Genomic DNA, 25,257 nt, shown 5'->3' on the forward strand with positions numbered 1-25,257 from the left:
CACCCCCTCCGTCCCCGACGCACCAGACCCCCTCTCAACTCTGGAGATCACATGAACCCCATCGCGAACCGGTACACCAGGCTCATCGGCATCGACCACCCGATCGTCCAAGAGGGACTCGGGCCGTTCCGCACGCCGAAACTCGCAGCGGCCGTGTCGAATGCGGGCGGCCTGGGCACCGTTTCCATGCCCGGGATGCCCGTGGACCTGGAGGCAGGTGCACGCATGTTCCGCGCGCACATCGACGAATGCCTGTCGCTGACCGACCGCCCCTTCGCGGTGAACATCCCGGTCGGCGTCGACACCAACGGAGACGTACTCCCTTTCACCGACGTCTACATCCGCATGGTCCTCGAGGCGCGCAGGGCCGATGCAGCGTTGGCGCGGCAACTGACCGTGCTGACGACCTCCGCGGGTTTCCCCGGTGACTACATCGCCGCGATCAAGGACGCCGGCATGATCCACCAGCACAAGGTCGGTTCCACGCGGCAAGCCGTCAAAGCTGCAGAGGCCGGGGTCGACGTCGTCATCGCCGCGGGATTCGAGATGGGTGGCCACGCACCGAGCAAAGCGGTCCACTCCTATGTGCTGGCTCCCAGCGTGACCCAGGGGGTCGATATCCCGGTGCTGCTCACCGGCGGCGCCCGGGATGCCAGGGGACTCGCGGCGGCTCTGGCGATGGGCGCCGACGGCGTGGCGATGGGCACCCGATTCATCGCCAGCACCGCCAACACCGACTGGCACCCGGCATACATCCAGGCCATCCTCGACGCCCAGGCAGGTGATGACGTCGCGTTCGACGGCGTCTACGGACCCTGTCGAGGCCTCCGGAACGCGGCGTCGCGCAAGCTCGTCGAGCACAGCGGGACCGAATCCGGCGCAGTCCTCGATGCCGTCGAGCTGACCCGCTGGAAGATCGAGTCGATGCAGAGCGCGCAGACCACGGGTGACGTCGAGAACGGCCTGGTCCTGGCCGGTCAGGTGGCCTCGGCGATCGATGACATCATCGACATCGCCGACTTCGTCCCGAGTACCGCGGCCGACGCGGCCACCATTCTCCGCCGGCTCGCCGAGTCGTTGTCTGCTCCCGTCCTCGCATGACCACGTCGACGAGAACCCGGTAGCCGATGGCTACGATGACGCCCATGACCGAACCCGCCGTCGACGCGGCCGCGCGGTCGACGACTTCGATCAGCAGCTCCCGCTCTGCCCTGATCTCGATCCTCGGCGAACTGGTCGCGCCGTACCGCCGCCCGGTGCGGACGTCCGCGCTCCTGTACGGCCTGACCGGAGTGGGCTTCGGCGAATCAGCGAGCCGGCAGGCGATCGCCCGGGCGGGGGCCTCCGGGCTCATCTCCGCGGAAAGAGACGGCCGAGAGACCAAATGGGCGGTCACCGAACGCACTTACGAACTCTTCCGCGAGGGTGCCGACCGGGTCTTCCCCGATGCCGCCGGTCGGCACTGGGACGGGAACTGGCTCATCCTCATCGTGCCAGTCCCGGAGTCCCAGCGCGCGATTCGCAAGAAGCTTTACGCCGCTCTGCGCTGGGCGGGATTCGGCAACCCCAGCGCGGGCATCTGGGTGACCCCGCACGTCGAACGCCTCCCCGAGGCACAGGCCGCCATCGAGTCGCTCGGGTTATCGGAGAACACGCTGTCGTTCGTGGGCTCGCCAGCGGCAGTCGGGATACCCGAGTCAGAACTCGTGCACCGTGCATGGGATCTCCGCAAGGTCGCTGTCGCATACGACGAGCTCCGGGAACGGTTCGACACCGACGACCATCTCACCGGGAAAGAGGCGCTCGTCGCACACATCGAGCTGGTCGATGCCCTGCGCCACACCCCCTACATGGACCCGCAGCTCCCCAGTGAGCTCCTGCCCGACTGGCCGGGCCTCAAAGTCATCGGCCGCCTCCAGGCCCTTCGGGCCGAGCGGTCCCCGGCGGCCCACGCGCACTGGCTGTCCGTCGCCCGGTTGGACTGAACCATCCTCATCCTCTCGACAGCAGTGACAGGCCTTGATGTTTTACATTTCTAGACACCTCCACGCGCGATCTGTAGTATTTGAACCACGCGCCGCCGATGAGTCAGCCCCTCATCCCCGATCCACGGCGTATCTCTTCAGCCAAAGGATTACCGTGATCGAACTGCACGCACCGTCGATGGCCTTGCTTCGAACGATCGCCGACGACCCTGTCGCCTACGCGGACGACTGGAAGAAGATTTATCAGCGACCGGTGATCGGGTCCTTCCCGATGAACTTTCCCGCCGAACTCATCCACGCGTCCGGCGCACTGCCGGTGATCGTGCAGGAGAGCCGAACCCCGATCACCGAAGGCCGCAGCCTGCTCGCCGAGTTCTATTGCGGGTACACCAGGAGCGTCGCGGACCAGGCGGCCGTCGGCGAACTCGACGTGTTCGACGCCTTCGTCACCGCCGATCACTGCGTCCAGCTGCTGGGGGCGGTCGACGCGATTCGATACACCCGACCGGCGAAGCCCGTCCACTTCGCGCAGTTCACCAGCGCCATGGACGATGCATGGACCCAGCCGCGAGTCGACGGCCGATTGAGCGAACTGAAGTCGCAGGTCGAACTCGTCACGGGTCATGTCGTGACCGACGACGAACTCCTGGCGAGCATCGCGACGTTCAACACGAATCGCCAATTGTTGCGTCACCTCTACGAGCTCCGGAGGTCCGGGCGCGCCCGCATCACCCCGAGCGACATGCAGGTGCTGGTGAAGTCGAGCATGGTCATGGATGTCGACGAGCACACCGCCCTCCTCCGCTCCGTCATCGCCGAACTCCCGGTCCGGGAGGAGGCTCCCGATGACGTTGTCCGCCTGCATATCTCCGGACACTTCTGTCACGCCCCCCGCCCCGAGATCCTCGACGTGATCGAGGAGCCGGGCGCGATCGTGGTCGACGACGACCTCTACACCGGATTCCGATACATCTCCACCGACGTGCCGGAGACCGCGGATCCCCTGCACGCACTCTCGACCTGGTATCTCGAGCGAAACCTCAATGCCCCCTGCCCGACTCGGGTGACGACTGAAGTCGACTGGGACACCTATCTGCTGGATGCCGTAGCCCGCAGCGGTGCCACCGGTGTGCTGATCCTGATGGCGAAGTTCTGCGAGCCGCACATGCTCTATTACCCCGAGTTGCGAAAAGCGCTCGAGAGCAACGGCATCCCGTCACTTCTCATCGAGACCGAACACGAGGGCATCCCGATCGAGAAGCTGCGCACTCAGATGGAAACCTTCGTCGAACGCATCCGTCGCCAGCCCGTGACGGTCTGACCCCGACCCACCACAACCGATCCAGCCCAGCCGATACGAGGAGCATGGCGTTGAGTACCGAACTTTTCCAGAGAGACAAGACCAACAAGCTGCGGAGCACGCGGGTAGGCGGCAAGATGACCGCCGACTACTGGGAGAACATCTTCACCGCGAAGGAACGCGGCAAGCACGTCGTCTGGTACAACGGCGCGGCCCTGAACCCGTTGTTCCAGGCCGCCGGTCTCGAGTGGTGCCACGGCGAGGCGTTCGCGGCCCGACTCGCCGCCCAGCATCTGGAGGAGCCTGCGCAGGCGGCCGGAGCCGAGTACGGCTACATCGGCGAACTGTGCTCGTATGCCCGTACACATCTCGGGTGCGCGGTGCTGACCCAGCAGAATCAGAGCGAACGCGAGTCCGGCGTCGTGGGCATGCTCGACCAGCAGGAACTGGCGGCCAAACTGCCGGCTCCGGACTTCTTCGTCAACGGGTACGCGGGCTGCAGCACCGGGCAGCAGTGGGATGCGATGACGTACCGGGTGTTCAACCGCGAACTCCCGGTCTTCAACGTCTCGCTGCCGATGCTGTGGGGCAACAAGCCCGATGCCGGCTACATGCGGGGTGAGGAATGGGAAGACGTCAGCACCTATGCCGAGGGGCAGCTCCGTGAGCTGATCGGCTTCCTTGAGCAGCAGACCGGCCGCCCGTTCGACTGGGATACGTTGAGCGAAAGCATGTCCTACATCAAGCGCGCGTCGGAGCTGCGGTTGGAGGCGATGCAGCTGTGCACGATGGCGCCGACTCCGGCGACCTACTGGGACTGGGTGGCGAGTATCGCCCCGATCAACTTCCTGCCGGGCAACCAGGCGCTCGTCGACTACTTCGCGGGGGTCAAGGCCGAGATCGAACAGCGCATCGTCGACGGCGAGTCAGCAGTGGCGAACGAACGCTATCGGGTCTACTTCGACGGGATCATGAACTGGAACAAGCTGGGCTTCCTTACGAGAAAGTTCGCCGAATACGACGTGGCGGTCGTGGCCGGGCGCTACACCCATGAATCCTTCTGGCAGGAACCACAACTCATCGACGTGGACAATCCGCTGCGCGGCATGGCCCAGCACTACCTGCTGTGCCCCCTGAACCACGGCTTGAAGAACCTGCAGGAGTTGCTGATCCGCCGCCTCGACGAGTACTCGATCGACGGCATCGCCTTCCATTCGACCAGAACCTGCCGGGCCATGACGAACCCGCAGACCATGCTGGCCAAGACCGCCGAACGTGAGCGGGGAGTGAAATCGTTCTTTTTCGAGGGCGATGTGGCCGACGCATCCTTCTACAACGACGAGCTCTTCGACAGTCGTCTCGAGGCGATGCTCGAGACGATCGACGTGCAGCGCGCCAAGTCCCTGATCTGATGTCCTGGTACGTGATGGGGGTCGACCTCGGCTCGACGACGGCGAAAGCGGCCGTCGTCGACCAGGACGGTCGACTCGCCGGATCGAGTGTCGTCCAGATGGGCGCGGTCAGCCGCGATGCCGTCGTCGTCGCGATGGACCGGGCCCTGTCGGATGCCCACGTGGATACTCACGACATCGCTCGTACGATCAGCACCGGCTACGGCCGCAAACTCGTGCCGGGCGCGGATCGATCATTCACCGAGATCACCTGCCACGCGCGTGGCGCCGCCGCGATGCACCCGGGCGTTCGACTGGTCATCGACATCGGCGGCCAGGACAGTAAGGCGATCGCGGTCGACGAGGAGGGACTCGTCGAGCGGTTCGCGATGAACGATCGGTGCGCGAGTGGAACCGGACGGTTCTTCGATGTTCTCGCCCGTGCACTCGAGGTCGACGTGAGCGAGGTGGGACGGCTGGCGATGTCGGGGACCGACGGTCTCGAGGTGAGCAGCATGTGCGCAACCTTCGCCGAGACCGAGGTCATCTCGATGCTGGCACAGGGTCGGGACAAGGCCGACATCGCGGCGTCGGTGCACAAGGCCGTCGCCGCCCGGACGCTCGGTCTTGTCGCGCAGGTCGGCAAGGCCACGCCGACGGTGATGACCGGTGGGGTCGCGCGCAACGAAGCGGCCCGCCACCACATCGAGAGGGCGCTTCGAAACCCGGTGGAACTACTCGAGCAACCGCAGATCGCCGGCGCGTACGGCGCGGGATTGCTCGCGCGGGATGAACACCGCGGCAACCTGGGCCGTGCCGACAACCGCGACTCCGCGGCGAGGTCGCAGCTGGCCGAACGGGCCGCCGGGATCGTCCCGCAATGCGCGGGGTGCGACGGCGAACTCGACGGCCATCACGACCACGGCCCGGTCCCGTTGACGCTGCGCACCGGATCGTGACCACCCCCGACCTCGGCGACTCCGGCGTATTCGTCGTCGACGACGGCGACCTGGGACGGATCGTGGCACTGCACTTCGTCCGGGCCGGGTCACAACGGATCGGCATCCTCACCACCGACGAGACGCGCGGACAGGAACTGGCGCAGGAGGTCTTCGGCGCCGCGTCGGGTATCTGGGCGATATCCGCCGCCGGCGACCTCACCTCACCCCGCGATGCGCGACGGATGGTCGCCGAACTGTCCGGCGCGATCGGCGAGGCCGACGTCGTCGTCGACCTACCCGGCGGCACCGAGGCAGGCCACATCGTGCGGGAGGAGATGCTCACCCGCGGGGAGGGCGTCGTCGTCGAGGTCGGTCCGCGCGCGGGGCGCGATCACCGCGATGGCGTCACCACATGCACAGTCGTCGCGATACCCGGCTCGCCAGCAGAACTGGCCGACTCCCTCGTGACGGCCGTCCTGAACACCCAGCCGCCTCGGGACCGGTGACCACGCCCGGTCCGAGCTAGCGAAACGCAGACTCTTCGAGGAGCGTTTGCCATCGCGCGTGCGCCCGCGCGGACCATTGCTCGCGTCGTCGCCGGAAGAGTGCCGCGCCCTCTCGCCCGATCCATTCCGGCAGCAGCTGCTTCGGTAACTGGGGATCGAGGCGCATGAACCGCTGCTGGAGAGACACCAATTCGACGAAGGCGAACAGGACCTCGTCGTCATCGGCGGGTTCGTGTGCGCCGTCTTGGTCCAACAGCAACCGGTAGCTCGCCGCCAGATCGGTGAGATCCCACGCCCGCGAAGCGATTTCAGTGTTGTCAAGCCCACCCGGCGCGATCGCACCGTGCAGGATGAGTGCGGCGTCGGTCAAGCCGAGCGTCCCGAGGAGTTCCGCGAGTTCCTGCTCACGCTCGACGTGGGGGGTGAGCCACACCCCCTGCGTCGCATTGCCCATCCCGAGCCAGGTGAGACCACCGTTGAGTCTGTTACGCACGGTGCTGCTGCGTTGAGCCGTCGTCACGGCCAGCACGAGCCATTCGTTGTCCCAGGGCAGCGGGCCGTCGAGGTACGCATTCGATCGTCTGATGCCGTCGGCGGACAGCGCTCGTCCGTGATCGGCGAGGTGCCACCGCACCGCACGACCCACGCGCTCACGCTCGACCCACCTGGCGGATGCGGCGCGCGCGAGCAGTTGCCGCGCAGCGTGTTCCTCGATGCCCATGCCGCCGAGAACTCTCATCAGCGCGGCGGTCCACGCGCCCGCGTCGGAGTCGAACAGGAACTCACCGATGACCGTCAGGAGCATCGAGCGAGCGCTCGGCGGCGGAAGAGGAGGTCGGGCGAAGCGGTGATAGGCCACCATCGGAGATCCTCCTAGGGTTCGTTGACCAAGTTACCCACTTCGACGTGGGAGAGGAACTCATAGGCACCCAGCCTGTCCGCCAGTGACTCGACGTCGACGTGGGATGCGCCAGCCGGATCCAGCCGCACGGTGACCTTTCGTCTGAGCCCGGAGTCGTCGACGTCGATCACGCACTCGACCGGGGCGCGACTGCACTCGGTGACCACCTGGATGATCTCGGCTTTCAGCGCGAGCGTCCGGAGCACGGGTTTCGAGATCTTCCCGACCGGTGTCAGCGGGAGCCGGTCCAGGACTGTCACGTGCACGGGCACGGCAGCTTTCTCCTGAACCGCATTACCGCAGAACGCGAGTAGATCAGACGATTCGACGACAGCACCGTCCTCGAGTTGCACATACGCGACCGGCATTTCCCCTTTCATCCGGTCGGGCCTGCCAACCGCGGCCACCATCTCCACGGCGGGGTGCGCGGCGAGCGCCTCTTCGATATCACGAGGATCGATGTTGTGGCCGCCCCGGATGATCAGGTCCTTGCTTCGTCCGGAGACCCAGATGTACCCGTCGTCATCCACCGCGCCGAGATCGCCGGTCCGACCCCATGCGCCCTCGTCGGGCACACCCGTGGCGAAGAACTGCGCGTCGAGCGCGTCGTCGAGGTAACCCTCGCTGACCGTCGGACCGCCGATCAGCAACTCCCCCGGTTCGCCCGCGGCGCAGTCACGTATCCAGCGCCCGTCGTCGTCGAGGATCGCGGCGCGGACTCGCGAGTACGGCAGCGGTCGCCCCGCCGAGCCCACGCGGGGTTCCTGACCGTTGTTCGGGTGACCGGTGATGGTGCCATGAAACTCCGTGCCGCCCCAGCATTCTCGCAACCACACACCGAACCGTTCGTGAAAACCGTTGATGAGCGCCGGCGACACGGTGCTTCCACCGACGTTGAAGTCGGTCAACGTGACCGGTCCGCTAGGCGCGGATCGCGCGTGCAGGAGGGCGAAGGCCGTGGTCGGAGTCGCCATCGTCGAAGTCATGCGGTATCGCTCGACGATGTCCCAGAAATTGTCGACGACCTCGCGGGACCGGAACCCGCCCGAGGTGAGCGTCAACAACGTCTGCCCGTAGACCACCGAGCGGAGCGCCAGCGCGATACTGCCACCGCAGTGGAAGTTCGGCATGCCGTGGCCGATCACGGTGTCTTCTTCCGAGCCCATGAGCGCACCCACGTTCCACGCGATGATCAGTTGCCCGTACTGCGACATCCGAACCAACTTCGGCGCACCCGTGGTGCCTCCGGTGGGCATCACCATGCAGTCGCGTCGGGGATCGTCGTCGACCGTCACCGTACGTCCTCGGTGGTGTTCCAGTGCCCTCCCGAAGGTGTCGTCTCCGCCGACCAGCAGGACGTCGGTGAGGGACGGCACCGTTGCGAGCAGCGCGGCCACATCGGACTTCCGCTCGGCCAGAACCTGTTCGGTCGTCACCAGAATGGTTGCCGCGGTGCGCCTCAGGATGGTCACGAGCGAGTTGATCTCGAGGAACGGGTTGAGCGGAACCGCGATCCCGGCCCGCTGCGCACCCCAGGTGGCGACGAGTCCTTCCGGCAGCATGGGAAGCATCACCGCGACGACGCTCGGGGCTCCCGCTGCCCGATCGAGGAACAGCGACGCCGCCTGTTCCACCGACTCGGCGAGCTGACGGTAGGTCACCTCCCGGCTCGGGGCGGTGAAATCGGGAGCCTCGAGATGAATGATCGCCGGCTTGTCGGGGAACCTGCGGGCGGACTCGAGAAGGCATCCGAACACCGTGTCGGCGGGCAGCAGCTCCGCGGGATCGAGGCGTTCGACATCGAGGATGTCGGCCCGGGAGCGAACTCGCCGCCGCTCCACGCCACGGCGCGCTGTGGTCTCAGGCAACGGAGATACCACCGTTCACACTGATCACCTGACCGGTGATGCGCCGCGACATCGGCGACGCCAGGAACATGATGGCGTTGGCGAGGTCCTCGGGCTCGGTCAGTCCGAGTTGTGCCTGCGACACGATCTTGTCGAAGATCTTCTTGCTGAACTCGGCGTTCATGGCTCGATCGTAGGAGCCCGTGTTGACGATCAGTGACGGGGTGAGCACGTTGACCCGCACCCCGTAGCGCTTGGCTTCCACGGCGAGAGTCTGCGAGAAGGTGACGAGCGCCGCCATGGCCGCACCGATCCCGGTTTCACCCGGGGTCGGCACCTTCGCCGCATCCGAGGCGATGGTGATGATCGACCCGTGTCCCTGCTCGCGCATGGTCTCGATGACGGCACGGCTCATGAGAATCGGTCCGAACGACTGCTGCACCAGGATGTTTGCCAGGTCCTCCGCAGCGATGTTGTGCAACAGCGTCGGCTGATACTGCGCGACGGTGGAGTTGACGAGGACATCCACGGCGCCCAGGTGCTGCCGCGCCTGTCGGACGACGTCCTGGGCCGCGCCTGTCTCGTTGACATCGGCAGCGATGAACAGCACGTCACAGTCGGGGTGCGAGGACGCCAGGGCACCGACCGCGTCCTTGCCCCGGGCTTCGTTGCGTCCGACGAGTACCTGTCTGGTCGCGCCGCAGTCGGCGAAGTACCGGGCCGTGGAGAGGCCTACTCCAGAGGTGCCTCCGGCGATCAGGATGCCGGCGCGGCTGAAGTCGTAGCCGCTCTGGGGTGGGGTGGCGGCGGTCTCGGATACGTGGGTCATCAGGCGTTGCTCGTTTCTGTCTCGGGAGTGGGCGATACCGCGGGGGAATCGGACTGATGTTGTCCGCCATGAATTTTCACGATGTACGTGGCGCTCACCGCGCCCAGCGTGCACATCGCCAGGCACAGTGCGCAGACGGTCCACACGCCTCCCGACGTGGGTTCGAGCGCGGTGGCGACGAGCGGGGCGAAGCCGGCGACCAGCGCGGCCAGCTGCATGCCGAACGAACCGGCGGTGTATCGCACCGCGGCCGGCAGACTCTCGACCACGAAAGCGGGGAAGATCCCGTTGACGACGGCGTGGCCAAGCCCGGCGACCAGGATCAGCGACACGAACACGAGGAACAGGTTCCCGACACCGAGCATCGCGAAGTAGACGAAGAGCAGCAGTGCCTCCGCGAACAACCCGAACACGATGAGCCGGCTACGGCTGACCCGGTCCGACAAGGCACCCCACACGGGATTCATCAGCACGACGACGAGCGTGGCCGCCGAGACCACCCACAGCATGCTGGTCCGCGGGATACCGGCGTTCTCGGTCGCATAGCTGAGGCTGTAGACGGTGATCACGTACCAGATCGACATCATGCCGGCCATGATGAACGTGATCCCCACGATGGTCATCGGGTGCTTCGTCAGAGCATCCCGGATCGGGCGGTGCGCCACGCCGGTGGGCGCCGACGCGCGGTCTTCCTGACTCTGCTTGAAGTCGGGGGTCTCGTCGAGCCCGCGCCGGATGACCATACCCACGGCGACGATGACGATGCTGAGCAGGAAGGGCACTCGCCAACCCCACGAATCGAACTGATCGTCGGGCATCAGCGTGACGACCGCGAAGACGATGGTCGCCAACAGCGTGCCGCCCTGGGCGCCGGCAGTCGAGAAACTGCCGTAGAACCCTCGCTTGTCACGTGGCGCGTGCTCCACCGAGATCAGCACCGCCCCACCGAGTTCGCCGCCGACGGCCAGGCCCTGGAGTACGCGCAGCACCACCAGGAGGATCGGCGCGAAAGCGCCGATGGTGTCGTAGGTCGGCAGGAGACCGATACCGACGGTGGCCACCCCCATCACCACGATGGTGAGCAGAACCGCGGTCCGGCGACCGTGCTTGTCGCCGATGTAACCGAACAGCAGCCCTCCGACAGGTCGGGCCAGATAGCCCGCCGCGAAGGTCGCGAAGGAGAGCAACAGGGCAACGTGGGTGCTGACGTCCCGGAAGAACAGGTCGCCGAACACGAGGGCCGCGGCGGTGCCGTAGGCCACGAGGTCGTAGTACTCGATCGCCGAGCCCGAGAACGCGGCGAGAGACGCGCGGCGAGAGACCGCTCTCGAGGGCGCCGGCGCCTGCGCGCCGGGTAGGGAGGTGGACATGTTGCTCCTGGGGGTGACGGGGGCGGGAGGCTGATTTCGAACGCTTCGCGGAGCTTCCTCGGCGACCGCGAATGGTACGACCATAGGGTGTGATCTGGATCTCGTCAATACCCCGATCGGGCTTAAGGTCACCGTAATCCACTGCGCAGCAACGCCTTAACGCCACGACGCAACCGAGGAGCCCGGGCGCCAGGAGCGCCCAGGCCGGCCGGACAGTGACACACAGGGTCCGTGCGTAGCCCTGTGCCACGCATCCCACACACGACGAGCATAGCTGTCAGCTGCAACGTTGTACAGAATCAAACTCAATAAGTTGCAATTTGTCTAACGTCGGCGCATGATGACGACTGTCAGGTGGGTCACAGCCCGAACCGCCTGCACCCGCCAGCGCATCGCCTCCCCGACAGAAGGACGAGCACAACCATGCCGTCGACATCAACCGAAGCCATGCTCAGCCTCCGCACCGTCGCTGACAGACCGAACGAGTATGTCTCCCAGTGGAAAACGCGGACCGGACGGAAAGCGATGGGGATACTCCCCATGAACTTCCCGGCCGAACTGGCCCACGCCGCCGGAGTCCTGCCGGTACTCATCCAAGAGGACCGTGAGCCCATCACCGCGGGCCGAAACCTACTGGGCGAGTTCAACTGCGGCTACACCCGTAACCTCGCCGACCAAGCGGCCCTCGGGCGGCTCGAGGTATACGACGGGTTCTTCCACGCCGACCACTGCATCCAGCTACTGGGCGCGGTCGACGTCGTGCGCGAGTTCGAGTCGGACAAGCCGGTACATTTCGGCCAGCTGATGTCCTCGATGAGCGATGCGTGGACCCTCCCGCAGGTGCGGGAAACGATGAACGAGATCCGTTCAGAAATTGAACATTTTGCTGGCAGAACGGTTTTGGACGCGGACATCGCGCGCAGCATCGACATCTTCGACGAGAACCGGCGCCTGCTGCGAGCCGTGTTCGAGCAGCGGCGGCATGGCGATGCGGCACTCACACCGGATCAGATCCAGGTCCTGGTGAAGTCCAGCATGGTCATGGACAAGGAGGAGCACACCGCCCTGCTGCGCAGAGTGATGGCCGGCCTCAGCCCGTCATCCCGTGACGACCGGGTTCGCGTCCACCTGTCCGGTCATTTCTGTCATGCGCCGCGGCCGGAGTTGCTGGAGATGATCGAGGACAGTGGCGCCATCGTCGTCGACGACGATCTGTTTCACGGAACCCGATACGTCTCCACCGACATCGGGCGCACCGACGATCCGATGGCCGCCCTGGCGTCGGCGTACCTGCGCCGCAATACCACCGTTCCGTGCCCCACCCGGGTGCAGCACGACGTCGACTGGGATCGCTTTCTGGTCGATTCGGTGCTCGCCAGCGGCGCCCAGGGCGTCATCGTGTTGATGGCGAAGTTCTGCGAGCCACACATGCTGTTCTATCCCGAGCTCCGGAAAACTCTGGCAGCCAACTCGATCCCTCTGTTGCTCATCGAGACCGAGCATGAGGGAATCCCCATGGAATCGGTTCGCACACGGATCGAAGCGCTCGTCGAACGAATCCGGCGTAATCAGCTCACCGCCGTGTGACACCCCTCCCCACCACACGTAAGGACCACAACTGTGTCAGCACCCACCCTCTCCAATGCGAACAAGATCGTCATCCCCACCGCCACCAACATGGTCGGCGACTACTGGGACAATCTCTTCACCGCGAAAGAGCGTGGCAAGCAGGTCGTCTGGTACAACGGATCGGCCGTCAACCCGATCTTCCAAGCAGCCGGCCTGGAGTGGTGCCACGGCGAGGCGTTCTCGGCGCGCCTGGCCGCACAGCAACTCGAGAAGCCGGCCCAGCTGGCCGGCGAGGAATACGGGTACATCGGCGAACTGTGCTCGTACGCAAGGACCCACCTGGGCTGCGCGGTGCTCACCAAACAGGCCAGGGCGGAGGACGAGACCGGCATCGTGGGACTCGTCGATCAACAGGAACTCGCCGCGCGCCTGCCGGCACCCGACTTCTTCGTCAACGCCTACGCGGGATGCAGCACCGGCCAGCAGTGGGACGAGATCTCCTACCGTGTGTTCGGCAAAGAGGTCCCGATCTTCAACGTCTCGCTCCCCTTCCTTCCCGGCAACAAACCCGACGCCGGTTACCTGCGAGGCGAGGAATGGGAGCAGGCCTCGAGCTACGTCGCCGATCAGCTCCACAGGCTGATCGAGTTCCTGGAATCGATGACCGGGCGGCCGTTCGACTGGGATGCACTGCGGCAGAACATGCTCCATATCAAGCGTGCGTCCGAACTCCGGCGTGAGGCGATGGCACTGTGCCAGGCAGCGCCGACGCCGGCGACGTACTGGGACTGGATCGCCAGCATCGCGCACATCAACTTCATGCCGGCCGGTCCGGAACTCGTCCAGTACTTCGCCGATGTCCGAGACGAGGTTCAGCGTCGCCTCGACGAGGGCATCTCCGGGGTACGCGACGAACGCTACCGCCTGTACTTCGACGGAATCATGAACTGGAACAAGCTCGGATGGCTGTCACGGAAGTTCGCCGACGCCGGCGTCGCCGTCGTGTGCGGGCGCTACACCCACAATGCGTTCTGGCAGGAGCCGCATCTGATCGAGACCGACGATCCGATCCGGGGGATGGCTCAGCACTACCTGCTCTGCCCGACGAACCATGGCGTGAAGACGCTCAAACACCTGACCAACCGTGACTGTGTCGATTACGGCATCGACGGGATCGTCTTCCACGCATCCCGGACGTGTCGCGCGTTCACCAACCCCCAGCACCTGCTGGCAAAGTCCGCGCAGAAGGAGCTCGGCATCCCTTCGATGTTCTTCGAGGGTGATGTGGCCGACGCATCCTTCTACAAGGACGAGATCCTCGAGAGTCGCCTCGCCGCGATGCTCGAGGGTATCGATGTCCGCCGAAGCAGGATCTGAGCCGATTGTGGTCGAGCATTTCATGGGTGTCGACCTCGGTTCGACGTCGGCCAAGGCCGTCATCCTCGACGACGCGGGACGGTTGTGCGCCCGCAGCGCGATACAGATGGGGGCTGTCAGCAGGGCCGGCTTGCACAAGGCGATCGACTCCGCGCTGGCCCAGGCGTCTCTCGGCCGGGAGCAGATCACGGCGACGGTCAGCACCGGGTACGGACGTCGGCTCGTCCCGGACACCGGCCGCACGTTCACTGAGATCACCTGCCACGCCCGGGGCGTCGCAGCCCTGTGCCCCGGGGTGGCGCTGATCATCGACATCGGCGGACAGGACAGCAAGGTCATCGCGGTCGACGACGACGGTCTGGTCGAGGACTTCGCGATGAACGATCGGTGCGCCAGTGGCACCGGGCGATTCTTCGAGGTGCTGGCGCGCGCCATCGAATGCGAGGTACACGAGCTGGCCGACCTGGCGATGTCCGGCGACAACAATCTCGAGGTCAGCAGTATGTGCGCCACCTTCGCCGAAACGGAGATCGTCTCGCTCCTCGCGCGCGGATGCGACTGCACCGACATTGCGGCGTCGGTCCACCGGGCCGTGTCCGCCCGGACACTCGGCCTCGTCGCCCAGGTGGGTAAGCGCGCTCCCGTCGTCATGACCGGCGGGGTGGCCAAGAACGCCGCGGCTGTCCACTATCTGAGTACCGCCCTGGGCGGTCCGATCGAGGTTCCGTCGGACCCGCAGATCACCGGCGCCTATGGTGCTGCCCTCCTGGCGCTGGAGACCTGCGGGGCCAGTACGGATGTCGACGACGTGGAAGTGGAACCCCCGGCCGGCCCGGATCACTCATGCGGTGACTGCAGCCCGGCGATCGAACTCAGCATGCCGATGGTCCGGAGTCGCTGAGCATCGATCCTGCTGGTTCCACCCGGCGGCGCGTCGAGCATTGCGCCCGGTCTGAGCTGACTCAGACCCACATGCCGGGTCCTGGCGAGTCATCGGTCACGGCCGCAAGACCCACCCGACCAGTTCGGCAACGACCAGGACGACGAGCCCGGCGATCAGTGCCAGCGCGGTGACGAGCACCTCGATCGCCGTCGCACCGAAGGACAGAACGGTTCGCGCACTCATCGTCGGGCCTCGGAGGCATCGTCGCGCACGGATTCGGCAGCTCCCGGGCCCGAGTCCGGCTCGTCGTCGGCCAGTTCACGATGATCCAGCGAGTACCGGTACTTGCCCATGCCGAGGAGGCACACGATTGCGACGACCACCATCGCGACGATGGGGACGATGCCGGCGCCGTACGAGCCGGTGAATCCATACACCTGCCCGAGGATGAACACGCCGGTGGCAGAGCCCATCGCGAACAGGAAGTACACGAATCCCAACACGCGCCCGTACGAGTGCTTGGGGAAGTAGCGGCTGATCATGTACGCGGCTATGTCGCCTTCGGCACCGAGCGCGAGTCCCACCAGGACGGCACCGAGGAACATCGGCGCCGGACTGTTGGACGAGATGAGTATCGCGACGCCGACGCCACACAGGGCGAAGATCACCGACCCGATGGCGGGTGCGAACAACCGATCCAGCAGGTAGCCCACGAGGAGGCGGGCGAAGACCGACGACAGGCTCAACACCGACAACACCGCGACGGCGACGGTCCGGTCGATTCCCTTGTCGGTGGTCATCGGGACGACCTGCGACATCAGTCCGAAGGTCGCCGTCGACACGAGGAAGATCGCGGCGCTGAGCAACCAGAACTGGCGAGACCGGCGCGCGATCGACCACAGCGACTCGCCGGCTGTCCGCCCGGCCGCTCGTGCCTGTTCCCGCTCTTCCTCGAAGCGCGCAGGCATGCGCGTCACGAAGAGGTAGACGGCAGTCGGGATGATCGTGCAGAGGGCGCCGATGACGAGGAAGGTCCCCCGCCAGCCCACCAGGCCGAACACAAAGTTCGCCAGATACGGGATCAGCACCCCGCACGCGCCCATCCCCGCCATGAGCACGCCCAGTGCGAGGCCCCGGCGATCGGCGAACCAGGCGCTCACCACCGTCGCATGGGCGACCGGGTTCAAGGCGCCGGCGCACGCGCCGATCACGATGCACAGCAGGTAAAACACCGCCTGGCTGTTCGGCAGGGCTGCCATCAACATCAATCCGACGCCGAACCCGAGGGTCATGGGAATGGCCGGAACCCGGGGACCGTAGCGGTCGACCAGCACGCCGAGGACGACGATGCTGATGCCGGTGAGGATCGTCTCGACGGAGAAGCCGTTGGTGATGACGCTCCGGTTCCAGCCGAAATCGTCGGCGATCTCCTTACCCAGGACGTTGAACAGCACGTTGACCGTGCTGCTGCCGAACAGCAAGGTGAGGAACCCGGTGACGGGGAACCACCATCGGTTGAGCTGGCGTGTGGGCGACGCGCCGGCGTCGGTCGCGGTCATGGTCATCGGCCGCTTCTCCTGTTCGTCTCGAGTTCTCGACGACACTGTGCCGCGAGTCACAGTATCTGAACATATGGACTGTCCAATTGTAAAGATCGGACCAGTGCTGTCACATCGGACGTGGTTGCCGAGTCCCGGCGAGACGTCTATGGTTCTTGCAAATGGTCAGTCCAATGACCAGAAGCGGGCGGGGCGCCCACGACACGAGAGGACACCGAAGTCTGATGACCGAGTTCAGCGACATCACCTACGAAGTCGACAACGGTTTGGCATGGATCACCATCAACCGTCCCGAGCGCTACAACGCGTTCCGGGCGCAGACCGTGGACGAACTCGTCCTCGCGTTCAAGAAGGCGTGGGCAAGCAGCGACGTAGGCGTCATCGCGCTCACCGGGGCCGGTGACAAGGCATTCTGCGCCGGCGGGGACCAGAAGCAGCGTATGGAGACCGGTGACTACGGGCCGTCGACCAGCGGCCTGTTCGAGGTCGAGGCCCTGCACCGTGTCATCCGCGACGCACCGAAGCCGGTCATCGCGGCCGTGAACGGACTCGCCATCGGCGGCGGCCACGTGCTGCACGTGCTGTGTGACCTCACCATCGCCGCCGACACCGCGCAGTTCGGTCAGAACGGTCCGCGCGTGGGCTCGTTCGACGCCGGGCTCGGATCGGGTTACCTCGCACGCGTCGTCGGTGAGAAGCGGGCCCGGGAGATCTGGTTCATGCTGCGTCGTCTGTCGGCCGAGGAGGCGCTGGACTGGGGCCTGGTCAACAAGGTCGTCCCGGCAGCCGAGCTCCGCAACGAGGTGCGGGCCTGGGCCGACCAGATGCTGGACTTCTCGCCCACCGCACTCAAGGTCCTCAAGCAGTCGATGAACACCGACACCGAGCACTTCGTCAGCATCGGCACCATGGCCTACTCCACGCTCGAGATCTTCGGCGACACACCTGAGGCCCAGGAAGGCATCACCGCCTTCAACGAGAAGCGTAAGCCCGACTTCTCCAAGTACCGGGGCAAGTGAATGCAGTTCTCTTCGGAGCAACGCGAGTTCGCGGCGGCAGTGCACGATTACTGTCGCCGCGAACTGGCAACTGTCGCGCAGCGCGACCTCGTGACCGATGGGGGCACGCTGTCGAACAGTCCCTCGGTGCTCGCCGACCTGGCGCGTAACGGATGGCTGGGCGTGTCCCTGCCGGAGGAGTTCGGTGGCGGCGGAGCCGGATTCGTCGACGAGTGCATCTTCCTCGAGGAATCCGCGCGGGGTCTCGCCCCCATCACCGGGTACGCGACGGGTCTGACCGCAGCCCAGACCTACCTGCGGTGGGGCACCGATGACCAGAAGAAGACCGTGGTCGCCAACCTGACGTCGGGAAGGCTGGAGGCGATCGCCCTCAGCGAACCAGGCGCCGGCTCGGATCTCGCCGGTCTACGGATGAGCGCACGCCGCGATGGCGACCGGTATGTCGTCAACGGTCAGAAGACCTGGATCTCCGCCGCGCACGTCGCCGAGCACATCCTGGTGCTCGCGCGCGAGGATTCGTCCGGGACGAAACACCAGGGCATGACCCTGCTGATGGTGCCGACATCCACCGCCGGCCTGGAGATCCGCGCCATCGAGACGATGGAAGCCCACACCTGCAACGACGTGTTCTTCACCGACGTGGAAGTCCCTCTGGACGCTGTGGTCGGCACACCGCGCGAGGCATGGAAACAGCTCATGCGCGGGTTGAGCATCGAACGACTGATCATCGCCGCCATGAGTGTGGGAGCGGCTCGACGTGCCTTGGATGACGTCGTCGCCTACGCACGCGACCGCGAGCAGTTCGGGGTCCCGATCTCGTCGTTCCAGGCGTTGCGTCATCGAATCGCGGACCTCGCAACCGATGCCGAGCTCGCGCGGGTGTTCGTCTACGACGTGGCAGCGAAGATCGACGCCGGTCTCGAGGACGATCTCGCGCGCGAGAGTGCGATGGCGAAGATGCGGTGCACCGAAGTCGCCAAGAACACCAGTCTGGAAGCCATGCAGATGATGGGCGGCTACGGGTATGCGCGCGAATACGGCATGGAGGGGCAGGTCCGACGCGCACTCGCTCCACCGATCTACGGCGGTACCAATGAGATTCAGCGCGAGATCATCGCCAACCACGTCGGATTGTGATTCGCACCCCGGCGACGACCGTGTAAGAGATGGAGAAACACGATGACCGAGCAACAACCGACATTCTCGCCGCAACTCCTGTCGGGTAAGCGGATCCTGATCACCGGCGGCGGCACCGGCCTGGGTCGAGGTGTCGCCCGCCACCTCGTCGAACACGGTGCCGAAGTCCACCTATGGGGTCGCCGGGACGCGGTCCTCGCGGAAGCGGCGAACGAGGCATCGGCCTCGCGACCCGGCTCTGTGCACTACCACACGGTGGATGTGCGCGACTACGACAACGTCGACGAGACGATGGGCCGTATCTGGACGGATCACGGACCGCTCACCGGTGTGGTCAACAACGCGGCCGCCAACTTCATCGCTCAGACGAAAGATCTCAGTCCGCGCGCTTTCTCCGCCATCACCAGCACGGTCATGAACGGGTCGTTCCACACCACCCATGCCGCCGGAAAACGGTGGATCGCAGACGGATTACCCGGTTCCGTCCTGTCGACACTCACCACGTGGGTGTGGACCGGCTCGGCCTTCGTGGTCCCGTCGGCGATGGCCAAGGCCGCGGTCCACTCGATGACGATGTCGCTGGCCGTCGAATGGGCGAAGTACGACATCCGAGTCAATGCCCTCGCCCCCGGGCCCATCCCCACCGACTATGCGTGGGAGATGCTCAACCCGACCGAGAAGAGCGCGGTCGGCGCAACGCAGGCCGACCAGATCCCGGCGGGGCGCACCGGCACCATGGCGGAGCTCGCGAACCTCACCATGTTCCTGCTGTCCGACGCCTGTGACTACCTCACCGGACAGACGATCGCCATGGATGGTGGTCAGATGCTCGCCGGTCCCGGCACATTCGCCGGGCTGACGAGTCTGACCGACGCCGACTGGGCGCAGATCAAGGAAACGAGCAAGGCCGCCTCGGAATCGAGCAAGGCCCAGCGGAGCGTGTGACACGGCACCGGTCCAGAAGAGAACCGAAGGGGCGCATCCACCGGATGCGCCCCTTCGGTTCTGGCGTGGAACGTCGGAAACCGAACTGCTCAGAGGGTCGGTCGGTACCTGTACGTCGAACTGCGGGTGAGCGCGAACTCGAAGATGCCGGTGCCGCGGACACCGTCGAGGCTGAACGAGCACAACCGATCGGTGAGGGCGGAGTCGAGGGTGCGTGGCGACACCGAACCGTCGAGCAGGTACCGATCGTGCTCGATGTGGTCGACCCCGTGCGACTCACCGTGGTGGCCTCCGTATCCGGCGCCGGCCATGAATCCGCCGCCCGCACGGCCATCCGCGTGGACGACATACTTCTCACCCGAACGGGTGGCGACGTGAACGTCGCCGTCGACGAGATCGCCCGCCTCGCTGAATTGCAGGGAATGCCGGACGTCGGTGATCGGATCGAGCCTGCCGTCCTCGTGCATCACCGCGCCCTCGAGGAGCAACCGATCGTGTTCACGGGTCTCGACGAGCAGGAAACCGATCGAGAAATCCGGGAACTGCGCCTGGTACCAGACGTGGAGTCCCTGTCCGCCGGACATGGTCCGGACACCGCGTGACCGATCCCGCTGTCCGTACCAGCCGTCCACCGGGATCTCACGGCCGTCGATCCGGAGTGACCCCTCGTAGCGCCCCGACTGGAAGAGGTGGTCGAACGCAGTGCGCGTCGCCGAGGCGTTCTCGACCGCGACCTCGCCGAACCAGGCCGCTGTCCTCGCCCGCCAGGTCAGATCGAACTCGACAGCGATGTCGTTGGGAGCCAACGTGAGTCGCCATTCCTGGTTCGGCTCGACGACCTCGAAGGAGAACGGGCCGGCGCCCTGTCGACCGCTGGCCTCGATCTCGCTGGAGAAGCGCAGGTTGCGCTGTTCCACGTCGTCCGTGACGACGACGAATCCGTCGCTGGTCCCCCGCGGCGGGTAGATGCCGTAACCCATGATCACCGATGGTGACCGCTCGTCGACCGGATGCATGTTGAACATCAGCCGGTCGAAGAATCCTCGTGGCAGGTCGACGACCTCCGGACCGACGAGGCGGTCGTGAAAACTTGCCGTATCTGTGTCTGCGGCCATCTGCGTTCCTTTCCAAGATTGCGGCGGCCGCGTGGGCGGCCGCATGTCTCCGGCCCGAGCCGGACTCAGGCGAGACCTGACGACCGGCGTGCATCGTCGAGGAATCGCTGCACCAGTGCCGGATCGGTGTAGTACGGGTCCCCGATGCCATCCACAACCCGGCGCCGGCTGTACTCGTACAGCACCGCGAGCTTCCACAACGACAACGTCGTATACCAGGCGAGGCCGCTGAGGTCCCGGCCCGTTCGGTCGCTGTATCTCTGCACCAGTTCGTCTTTCGACGGGTAGCCATCCTCGAGCAGCGCGGCACTGAGTTCCGCGGTCGGGTTCATCGGAAAGCCCGCCGTCGGGACCGTCGCGAGGAGGTATCCCACGTCGAGCAGCGGGTCGCCGATGGTGGCGAGTTCCCAGTCGAGGACCGCCGCGATACGCCCCGGCGCACCCGGTGCGATGACGACATTGCCGATCCGGAAGTCGCAGTGGATCAGGGTGGCACCGGATTCCGGCGGCGCGTTCTCCTGCAGCCACTGGTCGACGTCGGCGAACGCGTCCGGTAGGCGGTCGTTGTCGTCGGCCACCAGGCGACGCATGCGCTGGAGGTGGCGGATGTTGAAACCCTCCGGGCGGCCCAGCTTCTCGAGTCCGGCTGCTCGCCAGTCCACCGCGTGCAGTTCCGCGAGGGTGTCGATCATGCTGTGCCCGATGGAACGTCGGCAGTCCACGGCGTCGAGGGGGGACGGCGTCGTGGACGTCACCACGTGGCCGTCGGCGAAGCTCATGACGTAGAACGGGACGTCGAGCACCTCGCCGGCCTGTGCGACGGCGAGCACCTCGGGAACCGGGACGGCACTCGGCGACAACGCCGACAGCAGCTTCGCCTCTCGGAGCATGTCGTTCGCTCCCGGCGGGATGGGCGGCGGCGGGGGACGCCGGACCACCACGCTGCGCGTCGCGTCACTGACGAGAAAGGTCAGGTTCGAGTGCCCGTCACCGATGGGTTTCGTCGTGATGTCACCGGTCAATATCGCGCGCGACTCCAGGAACCGGCGCAACGACGCCAGGGTCTCGACGGTCCAATCCCAGGACATCGCCGTCACCGCCCGATGAATTCGGGAGCCCGCTTCTCCTTGAAGGCGGCCAGCGCTTCGGGCATGTCCTCGGAACGTGTCAGGAGCGCCTGTCCGCGGTTCTCCAGCTCCAATGCAGCCTCGTACGATCCGATCTCGGTGTTGCGCTGGATGGCGCGCTTCGACATCCGCACGCCACCCGGGGAGTTCTGCGCTATCTGCCGAGCCATCGCCATCGCCTCGTCCATCAGCGCCTCCGACGGATGGACATGGTTGACCAGCCCGATGGCGAGTGCTTCGTCGGCCCCGACGATCCGTGCCGTGTAACCGATCTCGGCCGCCCGCGCCGGGTTGACCAAGCGAGACAGGTTGTACGAGGTGCCCAGCTCGCCGCAGGAGAGACCGACTTTGACGAACGCCGCGCTCATCTTGAGGGTCGGCGCGGCCAGTCGGATGTCGGCCGCCAGTGCGAGCGCCAGACCGCCGCCGGTGGCCGGACCGTGGATGGCGGCGATCACCGGGAAGGGAAGGTGCCGGAGGGATTGGATGCCCCCGGTCGCGGTCTCCTGGAACTTCAAGAACTCGCGAACGCCCATCTCGGTGATGACGTGGATCTCGTCCAGATCGAAGCCGGCACAGAAGGCCCGCTCCCCCGTTCCGGTCACGATGAGTGCACGCAATCCGCTGTCGCGCAGCGCGCGTCCCGCGACGAGGTACTCGTGAAACATCCTCACCGTCTGGGAATTCATCCGATCAGGACGGTTGATCCGGAGCACTCCGACACCGGGATCCGGCTCTTCGAAGGTCAGTGTCTCCAGTTCGGGGAACTCAAATGTCATGATCGCCTACCTCATCGTGGGGGAACAGGATGCTCATCGGCCCTGAAAGACCGGAGCGCGCTTCTCCTTGAAGGCGTTGAGCGCCTCGGCCATGTCCGGACTCCTCGTCAACAGGGCCTGCCCGCGGTTCTCGAGTTCGAGTGCTGCCCCGTACGAACCGACTTCGAGGTTGGCCTGCAGAGCTCGCTTGGACAGTTGGACCCCGCCGGGCGAGTTCGCGACGATCTTCTCGGCCAGGGCGATCGCGTCGGCGACCACGTCGTCGGCGCTCACCGAGTTGGCGATGCCGAGCTGTGCTGCTTCCTCGGCGTCGACGATGCGTCCCGTGAAGCAGATCTCGCTGGTCTTCGCCGGGCCGATGAGTCGGGTCAGCAGCCAAGACGTCCCCAGATCGCCCGCGGACAGGCCGATCCGAACGAACGCGGCGTTGAATCTCGCAGCGGCACCGGCGAGCCGGATGTCGGCGGCGAGTGCCAGCGCGAGTCCCCCGCCGGCGGCCGGGCCGTTGACCGCCGCGATGACCGGCACCCGGAGTGACCGTATCGCGGACAGCGCGCGGGCGGCACGTTCCTGCTGGTCGAGCATGCCCAGGGCGCCCAGGTTGGGCAGGTCGTCGGCGTCGGCGAGGTCGTAACCCGAACAGAACGCCTTGCCCGCGCCGGTCAGGATGACCACGCGGCAGGTGTCCTCGGTCTCCAGACCCCAGGCGAGACGCTCGAGTTCCAGGAACATCGTGTTGGTCATCGCGTTGTACCGGTCCGGACGGTTGAGGGTGACCACCACGATGCCCGGTTTCACCTCCTCCGCGAGGAAGGTCTCGAAGGTCTCGTCCAGAGTGTGCATCGCCCGGCTCCTAGTCATTGATGCCCTGTCCCATGTCGGTCTGGGGTCGAACGTCGGTCTGTGGTGTGTCAGCGAAACTGCGGGGCCCGCTTTGTGACGAACGCCGAGATGCCCTCGGACGCCTCACCGTGCTCGAAGAGGAACTGGATCTCGGCCACCTCGAACCGCGCTCCCTCGTCGAGGGGGAGGTCGAAGGCGGCGTCGACGGTGCGGACGACGGACAATTGGGCCGGCAGGGATGGGCCGACCAGCTCGTCGGCGAACGACAGGGCCGCCCCGAGAACATCCCCGTCGGTCACGCGGTCGACCAGCCCGATCCGGTAGGCCTCCTCGGCTCCGACCTGCCGGGCGGTGAGCATGATGTCGAGCGCCCGGCCGCGGCCGACGAGCCTCGGGAGCCGCTGGGTCCCGCCGGCGCCGGGAATGAGGCCCAGCTTCACCTCCGGCAAGCCGAACTTCCCGCCGCTGCCGGCCACCCGGAGCGTGCAGGCCATCGCCAGTTCGAGGCCGCCGCCGAGCGCGACGCCGTCCACTGCGGCGATCGAGATCCAGCCCGCCGCGGCCAGCCGGTCGTTGACCTTCCGCATCTCGTCGCCGTACGCGGTGAACGACTCGGCATCGATCGCGGACAGATGCTTGATGTCGGCCCCCGCCGCGAAGAACTTCGGCCGCGCCGACGAGATCACCATGACCTTGACGTCGCCGGCCTTCTCAGCGGCGTCGATGGCGAGGTGCATGCCCTCCAGCAGTGGCATCCCCAGCGCGTTGGCAGGCGGCCGATTCAGCACGACGGAGGTGACGCCCGGCTTCACCGTCGTCCAGGTGACGACGTCCTCGGCTCGCTCGGTCATCGCAATCCCTCGCATTCCATCGCAGCAGTCGTCGCTCGACCGCGGTTCCCTGCAACGTAGCCATTCTCAACGTCCCAAGTCAACCATTATTTTGGTAGGACCAAAATACCATGAACACGCTTCTGCAGCTAGAAGTCGCGGCAGCTCGCGATATGCTGATAGATTAGGTAAGACCAAAAGCACAGGAAGTAGGTCTCATGCCCGAGTCGTCCTCGTCGAGCACGGTTGCGCGCCACCCCGTTCAGCTCCAGCCGATGCAGGTACCCAAGGCATCCGACGTTCTCGCCAACGATCTGCGTGAACGAATTCTCCGCGGCGATTTCCCCTCGGGTACCGCATTGCCGCCCGAACGGGAGCTGGTCACCCAGACCAGGATGAGTCGCACGACCGTCCGTGAGGCGCTCCGGATTCTCGAGGTGCAGGGCTTGGTCGCGATCAAGACCGGCCGATCCGGTGGCGCCTTCGTGCAGCAGCCCGGTGGCGACTCGGTCGCCACCTCGGTCAGCCTCCTCATCCGCGGTCAGCAACTGCGGTTGACGGCCCTTCTGGAGACCCGTGAGGCCATCGAGCCCGCGTGCGCGAGTTTGGCGGCGAAATACCGGACCGACGACGACCTGGCCGCCCTCGACGCCGCCAACACCACACTGGGCGACACGTCGCTCCCTCTCGAATCGTTCTTGCAGGCGAACGTCGACTGGCATCTGGCTGTGGCGATCGCCAGTCACAACGAGTTGCTCACCGGGTTCATGACGGCGCTGTCGACGGCGATCTACAGCTCGACGGAGAACACCGCATTCGTCGACGACGACGTCCGGAAGACCACGTTCCGCGCGCACAAGAACATCACCGACGCGATCCGGGCGGGCGATGCCGCAGCGGCGATGCGGCGCATGACCAAGCACGTCCACGGTTATGCCGAGGCAGTCGTTCAGATCGAGCAGCGGACCGAGATCGACCTGTCCGACACCTGACCGCCCGGCCGG

General features: G+C 65.8%; 24 protein-coding genes. 13 read left to right on the forward strand and 11 right to left on the reverse strand.

Annotated features, from left to right (window positions below; translation table 11 throughout):
* The first annotated feature begins 51 nt into the window (after positions 1-51).
* From ABIC25_RS08965 to ABIC25_RS08990, 6 genes are all read left to right on the forward strand, one after another.
* Entirely contained in the window at positions 52-1,101 is a 1,050-nt protein-coding gene (locus ABIC25_RS08965) for an NAD(P)H-dependent flavin oxidoreductase (protein WP_354561012.1), read from the forward strand.
* A 44-nt stretch (positions 1,102-1,145) separates the two neighbouring features.
* Positions 1,146-1,985: a PaaX family transcriptional regulator gene (locus tag ABIC25_RS08970; protein WP_248643556.1), complete on the forward strand. Its 840-nt coding sequence runs from the start codon at positions 1,146-1,148 to the stop codon at positions 1,983-1,985.
* A 154-nt stretch (positions 1,986-2,139) separates the two neighbouring features.
* Complete coding sequence (locus tag ABIC25_RS08975; protein WP_248643557.1) at positions 2,140-3,306, forward strand: 2-hydroxyacyl-CoA dehydratase subunit D; 1,167 nt, start codon at positions 2,140-2,142, stop codon at positions 3,304-3,306.
* A 44-nt stretch (positions 3,307-3,350) separates the two neighbouring features.
* On the forward strand, positions 3,351-4,697 hold the full coding sequence (locus ABIC25_RS08980; protein WP_248643558.1) for a 2-hydroxyacyl-CoA dehydratase subunit D: 1,347 nt from the start codon (positions 3,351-3,353) through the stop codon (positions 4,695-4,697).
* Positions 4,697-5,635 carry an acyl-CoA dehydratase activase gene (locus ABIC25_RS08985; RefSeq protein ID WP_248643559.1) on the forward strand — a complete coding sequence of 313 codons (939 nt, stop codon included), beginning with the start codon at positions 4,697-4,699 and terminating at the stop codon, positions 5,633-5,635. Before ABIC25_RS08980 ends, ABIC25_RS08985 begins: the two co-directional genes overlap by 1 nt.
* Positions 5,632-6,123, forward strand: a complete 492-nt coding sequence (locus tag ABIC25_RS08990) for an SDR family oxidoreductase (protein WP_248643560.1) — start codon at positions 5,632-5,634, stop codon at positions 6,121-6,123. Before ABIC25_RS08985 ends, ABIC25_RS08990 begins: the two co-directional genes overlap by 4 nt.
* A 16-nt stretch (positions 6,124-6,139) precedes the next feature.
* Here ABIC25_RS08990 and ABIC25_RS08995 read toward each other — a convergent pair whose 3' ends face one another.
* The 4 genes from ABIC25_RS08995 to ABIC25_RS09010 are packed head-to-tail and all read right to left on the reverse strand — an operon-like array spanning position 6,140 to position 11,070.
* Entirely contained in the window at positions 6,140-6,985 is an 846-nt protein-coding gene (locus ABIC25_RS08995; protein ID WP_248643561.1) for a PaaX family transcriptional regulator, read from the reverse strand.
* Between the two features lie 11 nt (positions 6,986-6,996).
* The gene (locus ABIC25_RS09000; protein ID WP_248643562.1) at positions 6,997-8,892 is read right to left on the reverse strand and encodes an AMP-binding protein; all 1,896 of its coding nucleotides are present in this window, start codon (positions 8,890-8,892) and stop codon (positions 6,997-6,999) included.
* Positions 8,885-9,700, reverse strand: a complete 816-nt coding sequence (locus ABIC25_RS09005) for an SDR family NAD(P)-dependent oxidoreductase (protein WP_248643563.1) — start codon at positions 9,698-9,700, stop codon at positions 8,885-8,887. Before ABIC25_RS09005 ends, ABIC25_RS09000 begins: the two co-directional genes overlap by 8 nt.
* Complete coding sequence (locus ABIC25_RS09010) at positions 9,700-11,070, reverse strand: MFS transporter (protein WP_248643564.1); 1,371 nt, start codon at positions 11,068-11,070, stop codon at positions 9,700-9,702. Before ABIC25_RS09010 ends, ABIC25_RS09005 begins: the two co-directional genes overlap by 1 nt.
* Positions 11,071-11,493: 423 nt before the next feature.
* Between ABIC25_RS09010 and ABIC25_RS09015 the strand changes: the two genes are divergently transcribed.
* The 3 genes from ABIC25_RS09015 to ABIC25_RS09025 are packed head-to-tail and all read left to right on the forward strand — an operon-like array spanning position 11,494 to position 14,917.
* Positions 11,494-12,657: a 2-hydroxyacyl-CoA dehydratase subunit D gene (locus ABIC25_RS09015; RefSeq protein ID WP_420871492.1), complete on the forward strand. Its 1,164-nt coding sequence runs from the start codon at positions 11,494-11,496 to the stop codon at positions 12,655-12,657.
* A gap of 33 nt (positions 12,658-12,690) precedes the next feature.
* Positions 12,691-14,016: a 2-hydroxyacyl-CoA dehydratase subunit D gene (locus ABIC25_RS09020; protein WP_248643566.1), complete on the forward strand. Its 1,326-nt coding sequence runs from the start codon at positions 12,691-12,693 to the stop codon at positions 14,014-14,016.
* Between the two features lie 22 nt (positions 14,017-14,038).
* Positions 14,039-14,917 (forward strand): acyl-CoA dehydratase activase, encoded by an 879-nt coding sequence (locus ABIC25_RS09025; protein ID WP_502916472.1) that lies wholly within the window; start codon positions 14,039-14,041, stop codon positions 14,915-14,917.
* A 96-nt stretch (positions 14,918-15,013) separates the two neighbouring features.
* Here ABIC25_RS09025 and ABIC25_RS09030 read toward each other — a convergent pair whose 3' ends face one another.
* Both ABIC25_RS09030 and ABIC25_RS09035 read right to left on the reverse strand, forming a co-directional pair.
* Positions 15,014-15,142, reverse strand: a complete 129-nt coding sequence (locus ABIC25_RS09030) for a hypothetical protein (protein WP_354561019.1) — start codon at positions 15,140-15,142, stop codon at positions 15,014-15,016.
* The gene (locus tag ABIC25_RS09035; protein WP_354561020.1) at positions 15,139-16,464 is read right to left on the reverse strand and encodes an MFS transporter; all 1,326 of its coding nucleotides are present in this window, start codon (positions 16,462-16,464) and stop codon (positions 15,139-15,141) included. Before ABIC25_RS09035 ends, ABIC25_RS09030 begins: the two co-directional genes overlap by 4 nt.
* A gap of 218 nt (positions 16,465-16,682) precedes the next feature.
* On the opposite strand from ABIC25_RS09035, the gene ABIC25_RS09040 reads away from it, so the two are divergent.
* From ABIC25_RS09040 to ABIC25_RS09050, 3 genes are read left to right on the forward strand one after another with little or no spacing between them, the layout of a single operon-like run.
* Positions 16,683-17,477, forward strand: coding sequence for an enoyl-CoA hydratase-related protein (locus ABIC25_RS09040; RefSeq protein ID WP_354561022.1), 795 nt, complete (start codon positions 16,683-16,685; stop codon positions 17,475-17,477).
* Positions 17,478-18,614, forward strand: coding sequence for an acyl-CoA dehydrogenase family protein (locus ABIC25_RS09045; RefSeq protein WP_354561024.1), 1,137 nt, complete (start codon positions 17,478-17,480; stop codon positions 18,612-18,614).
* 42 nt (positions 18,615-18,656) lie between these two features.
* Entirely contained in the window at positions 18,657-19,559 is a 903-nt protein-coding gene (locus tag ABIC25_RS09050) for an SDR family oxidoreductase (protein ID WP_354561026.1), read from the forward strand.
* 89 nt (positions 19,560-19,648) lie between these two features.
* Here the strand turns inward: ABIC25_RS09050 and ABIC25_RS09055 are convergent, their stop codons facing one another.
* From ABIC25_RS09055 to ABIC25_RS09075, 5 genes are all read right to left on the reverse strand, one after another.
* On the reverse strand, positions 19,649-20,674 hold the full coding sequence (locus tag ABIC25_RS09055; RefSeq protein WP_354561027.1) for an Rv3169 family protein: 1,026 nt from the start codon (positions 20,672-20,674) through the stop codon (positions 19,649-19,651).
* A gap of 65 nt (positions 20,675-20,739) precedes the next feature.
* Positions 20,740-21,762: a phosphotransferase family protein gene (locus ABIC25_RS09060; RefSeq protein ID WP_354561029.1), complete on the reverse strand. Its 1,023-nt coding sequence runs from the start codon at positions 21,760-21,762 to the stop codon at positions 20,740-20,742.
* Positions 21,763-21,767: 5 nt separating this feature from the next.
* Positions 21,768-22,580 (reverse strand): enoyl-CoA hydratase/isomerase family protein, encoded by an 813-nt coding sequence (locus ABIC25_RS09065; RefSeq protein WP_354561031.1) that lies wholly within the window; start codon positions 22,578-22,580, stop codon positions 21,768-21,770.
* Positions 22,581-22,613: 33 nt separating this feature from the next.
* On the reverse strand, positions 22,614-23,423 hold the full coding sequence (locus ABIC25_RS09070; RefSeq protein ID WP_354561032.1) for an enoyl-CoA hydratase/isomerase family protein: 810 nt from the start codon (positions 23,421-23,423) through the stop codon (positions 22,614-22,616).
* A gap of 68 nt (positions 23,424-23,491) precedes the next feature.
* Positions 23,492-24,274 carry an enoyl-CoA hydratase/isomerase family protein gene (locus ABIC25_RS09075; RefSeq protein WP_354561034.1) on the reverse strand — a complete coding sequence of 261 codons (783 nt, stop codon included), beginning with the start codon at positions 24,272-24,274 and terminating at the stop codon, positions 23,492-23,494.
* A gap of 197 nt (positions 24,275-24,471) precedes the next feature.
* On the opposite strand from ABIC25_RS09075, the gene ABIC25_RS09080 reads away from it, so the two are divergent.
* On the forward strand, positions 24,472-25,245 hold the full coding sequence (locus tag ABIC25_RS09080; RefSeq protein WP_354561036.1) for a FadR/GntR family transcriptional regulator: 774 nt from the start codon (positions 24,472-24,474) through the stop codon (positions 25,243-25,245).
* The last annotated feature ends 12 nt before the right edge of the window (positions 25,246-25,257 follow it).

The organism is Gordonia sp. PvP123, assembly GCF_040547295.1.
Lineage (GTDB): Bacteria > Actinomycetota > Actinomycetes > Mycobacteriales > Mycobacteriaceae > Gordonia > Gordonia terrae.

Excerpts from the sequence above, each read along its gene's own strand:
- ABIC25_RS09075 (WP_354561034.1), bottom strand. The coding sequence starts at position 24,274 with ATGACCGAGCGAGCCGAGGACGTCGTCACCTGGACGACGGTGAAGCCG.
- ABIC25_RS09015 (WP_420871492.1), top strand. The coding sequence starts at position 11,494 with ATGCCGTCGACATCAACCGAAGCCATGCTCAGCCTCCGCACCGTCGCT.
- ABIC25_RS09005 (WP_248643563.1), bottom strand. The coding sequence starts at position 9,700 with ATGACCCACGTATCCGAGACCGCCGCCACCCCACCCCAGAGCGGCTAC.
- ABIC25_RS09070 (WP_354561032.1), bottom strand. The coding sequence starts at position 23,423 with ATGCACACTCTGGACGAGACCTTCGAGACCTTCCTCGCGGAGGAGGTG.
- ABIC25_RS09050 (WP_354561026.1), top strand. The coding sequence starts at position 18,657 with ATGACCGAGCAACAACCGACATTCTCGCCGCAACTCCTGTCGGGTAAG.
- ABIC25_RS08970 (WP_248643556.1), top strand. The coding sequence starts at position 1,146 with ATGACCGAACCCGCCGTCGACGCGGCCGCGCGGTCGACGACTTCGATC.
- ABIC25_RS08995 (WP_248643561.1), bottom strand. The coding sequence starts at position 6,985 with ATGGTGGCCTATCACCGCTTCGCCCGACCTCCTCTTCCGCCGCCGAGC.
- ABIC25_RS08985 (WP_248643559.1), top strand. The coding sequence starts at position 4,697 with ATGTCCTGGTACGTGATGGGGGTCGACCTCGGCTCGACGACGGCGAAA.
- ABIC25_RS09035 (WP_354561020.1), bottom strand. The coding sequence starts at position 16,464 with ATGACCATGACCGCGACCGACGCCGGCGCGTCGCCCACACGCCAGCTC.
- ABIC25_RS09010 (WP_248643564.1), bottom strand. The coding sequence starts at position 11,070 with ATGTCCACCTCCCTACCCGGCGCGCAGGCGCCGGCGCCCTCGAGAGCG.
- ABIC25_RS09055 (WP_354561027.1), bottom strand. The coding sequence starts at position 20,674 with ATGGCCGCAGACACAGATACGGCAAGTTTTCACGACCGCCTCGTCGGT.
- ABIC25_RS09065 (WP_354561031.1), bottom strand. The coding sequence starts at position 22,580 with ATGACATTTGAGTTCCCCGAACTGGAGACACTGACCTTCGAAGAGCCG.
- ABIC25_RS09080 (WP_354561036.1), top strand. The coding sequence starts at position 24,472 with ATGCCCGAGTCGTCCTCGTCGAGCACGGTTGCGCGCCACCCCGTTCAG.
- ABIC25_RS09060 (WP_354561029.1), bottom strand. The coding sequence starts at position 21,762 with ATGTCCTGGGATTGGACCGTCGAGACCCTGGCGTCGTTGCGCCGGTTC.
- ABIC25_RS09025 (WP_502916472.1), top strand. The coding sequence starts at position 14,039 with ATGGGTGTCGACCTCGGTTCGACGTCGGCCAAGGCCGTCATCCTCGAC.
- ABIC25_RS09030 (WP_354561019.1), bottom strand. The coding sequence starts at position 15,142 with ATGAGTGCGCGAACCGTTCTGTCCTTCGGTGCGACGGCGATCGAGGTG.
- ABIC25_RS09040 (WP_354561022.1), top strand. The coding sequence starts at position 16,683 with ATGACCGAGTTCAGCGACATCACCTACGAAGTCGACAACGGTTTGGCA.
- ABIC25_RS09045 (WP_354561024.1), top strand. The coding sequence starts at position 17,478 with ATGCAGTTCTCTTCGGAGCAACGCGAGTTCGCGGCGGCAGTGCACGAT.
- ABIC25_RS08965 (WP_354561012.1), top strand. The coding sequence starts at position 52 with ATGAACCCCATCGCGAACCGGTACACCAGGCTCATCGGCATCGACCAC.
- ABIC25_RS08980 (WP_248643558.1), top strand. The coding sequence starts at position 3,351 with ATGGCGTTGAGTACCGAACTTTTCCAGAGAGACAAGACCAACAAGCTG.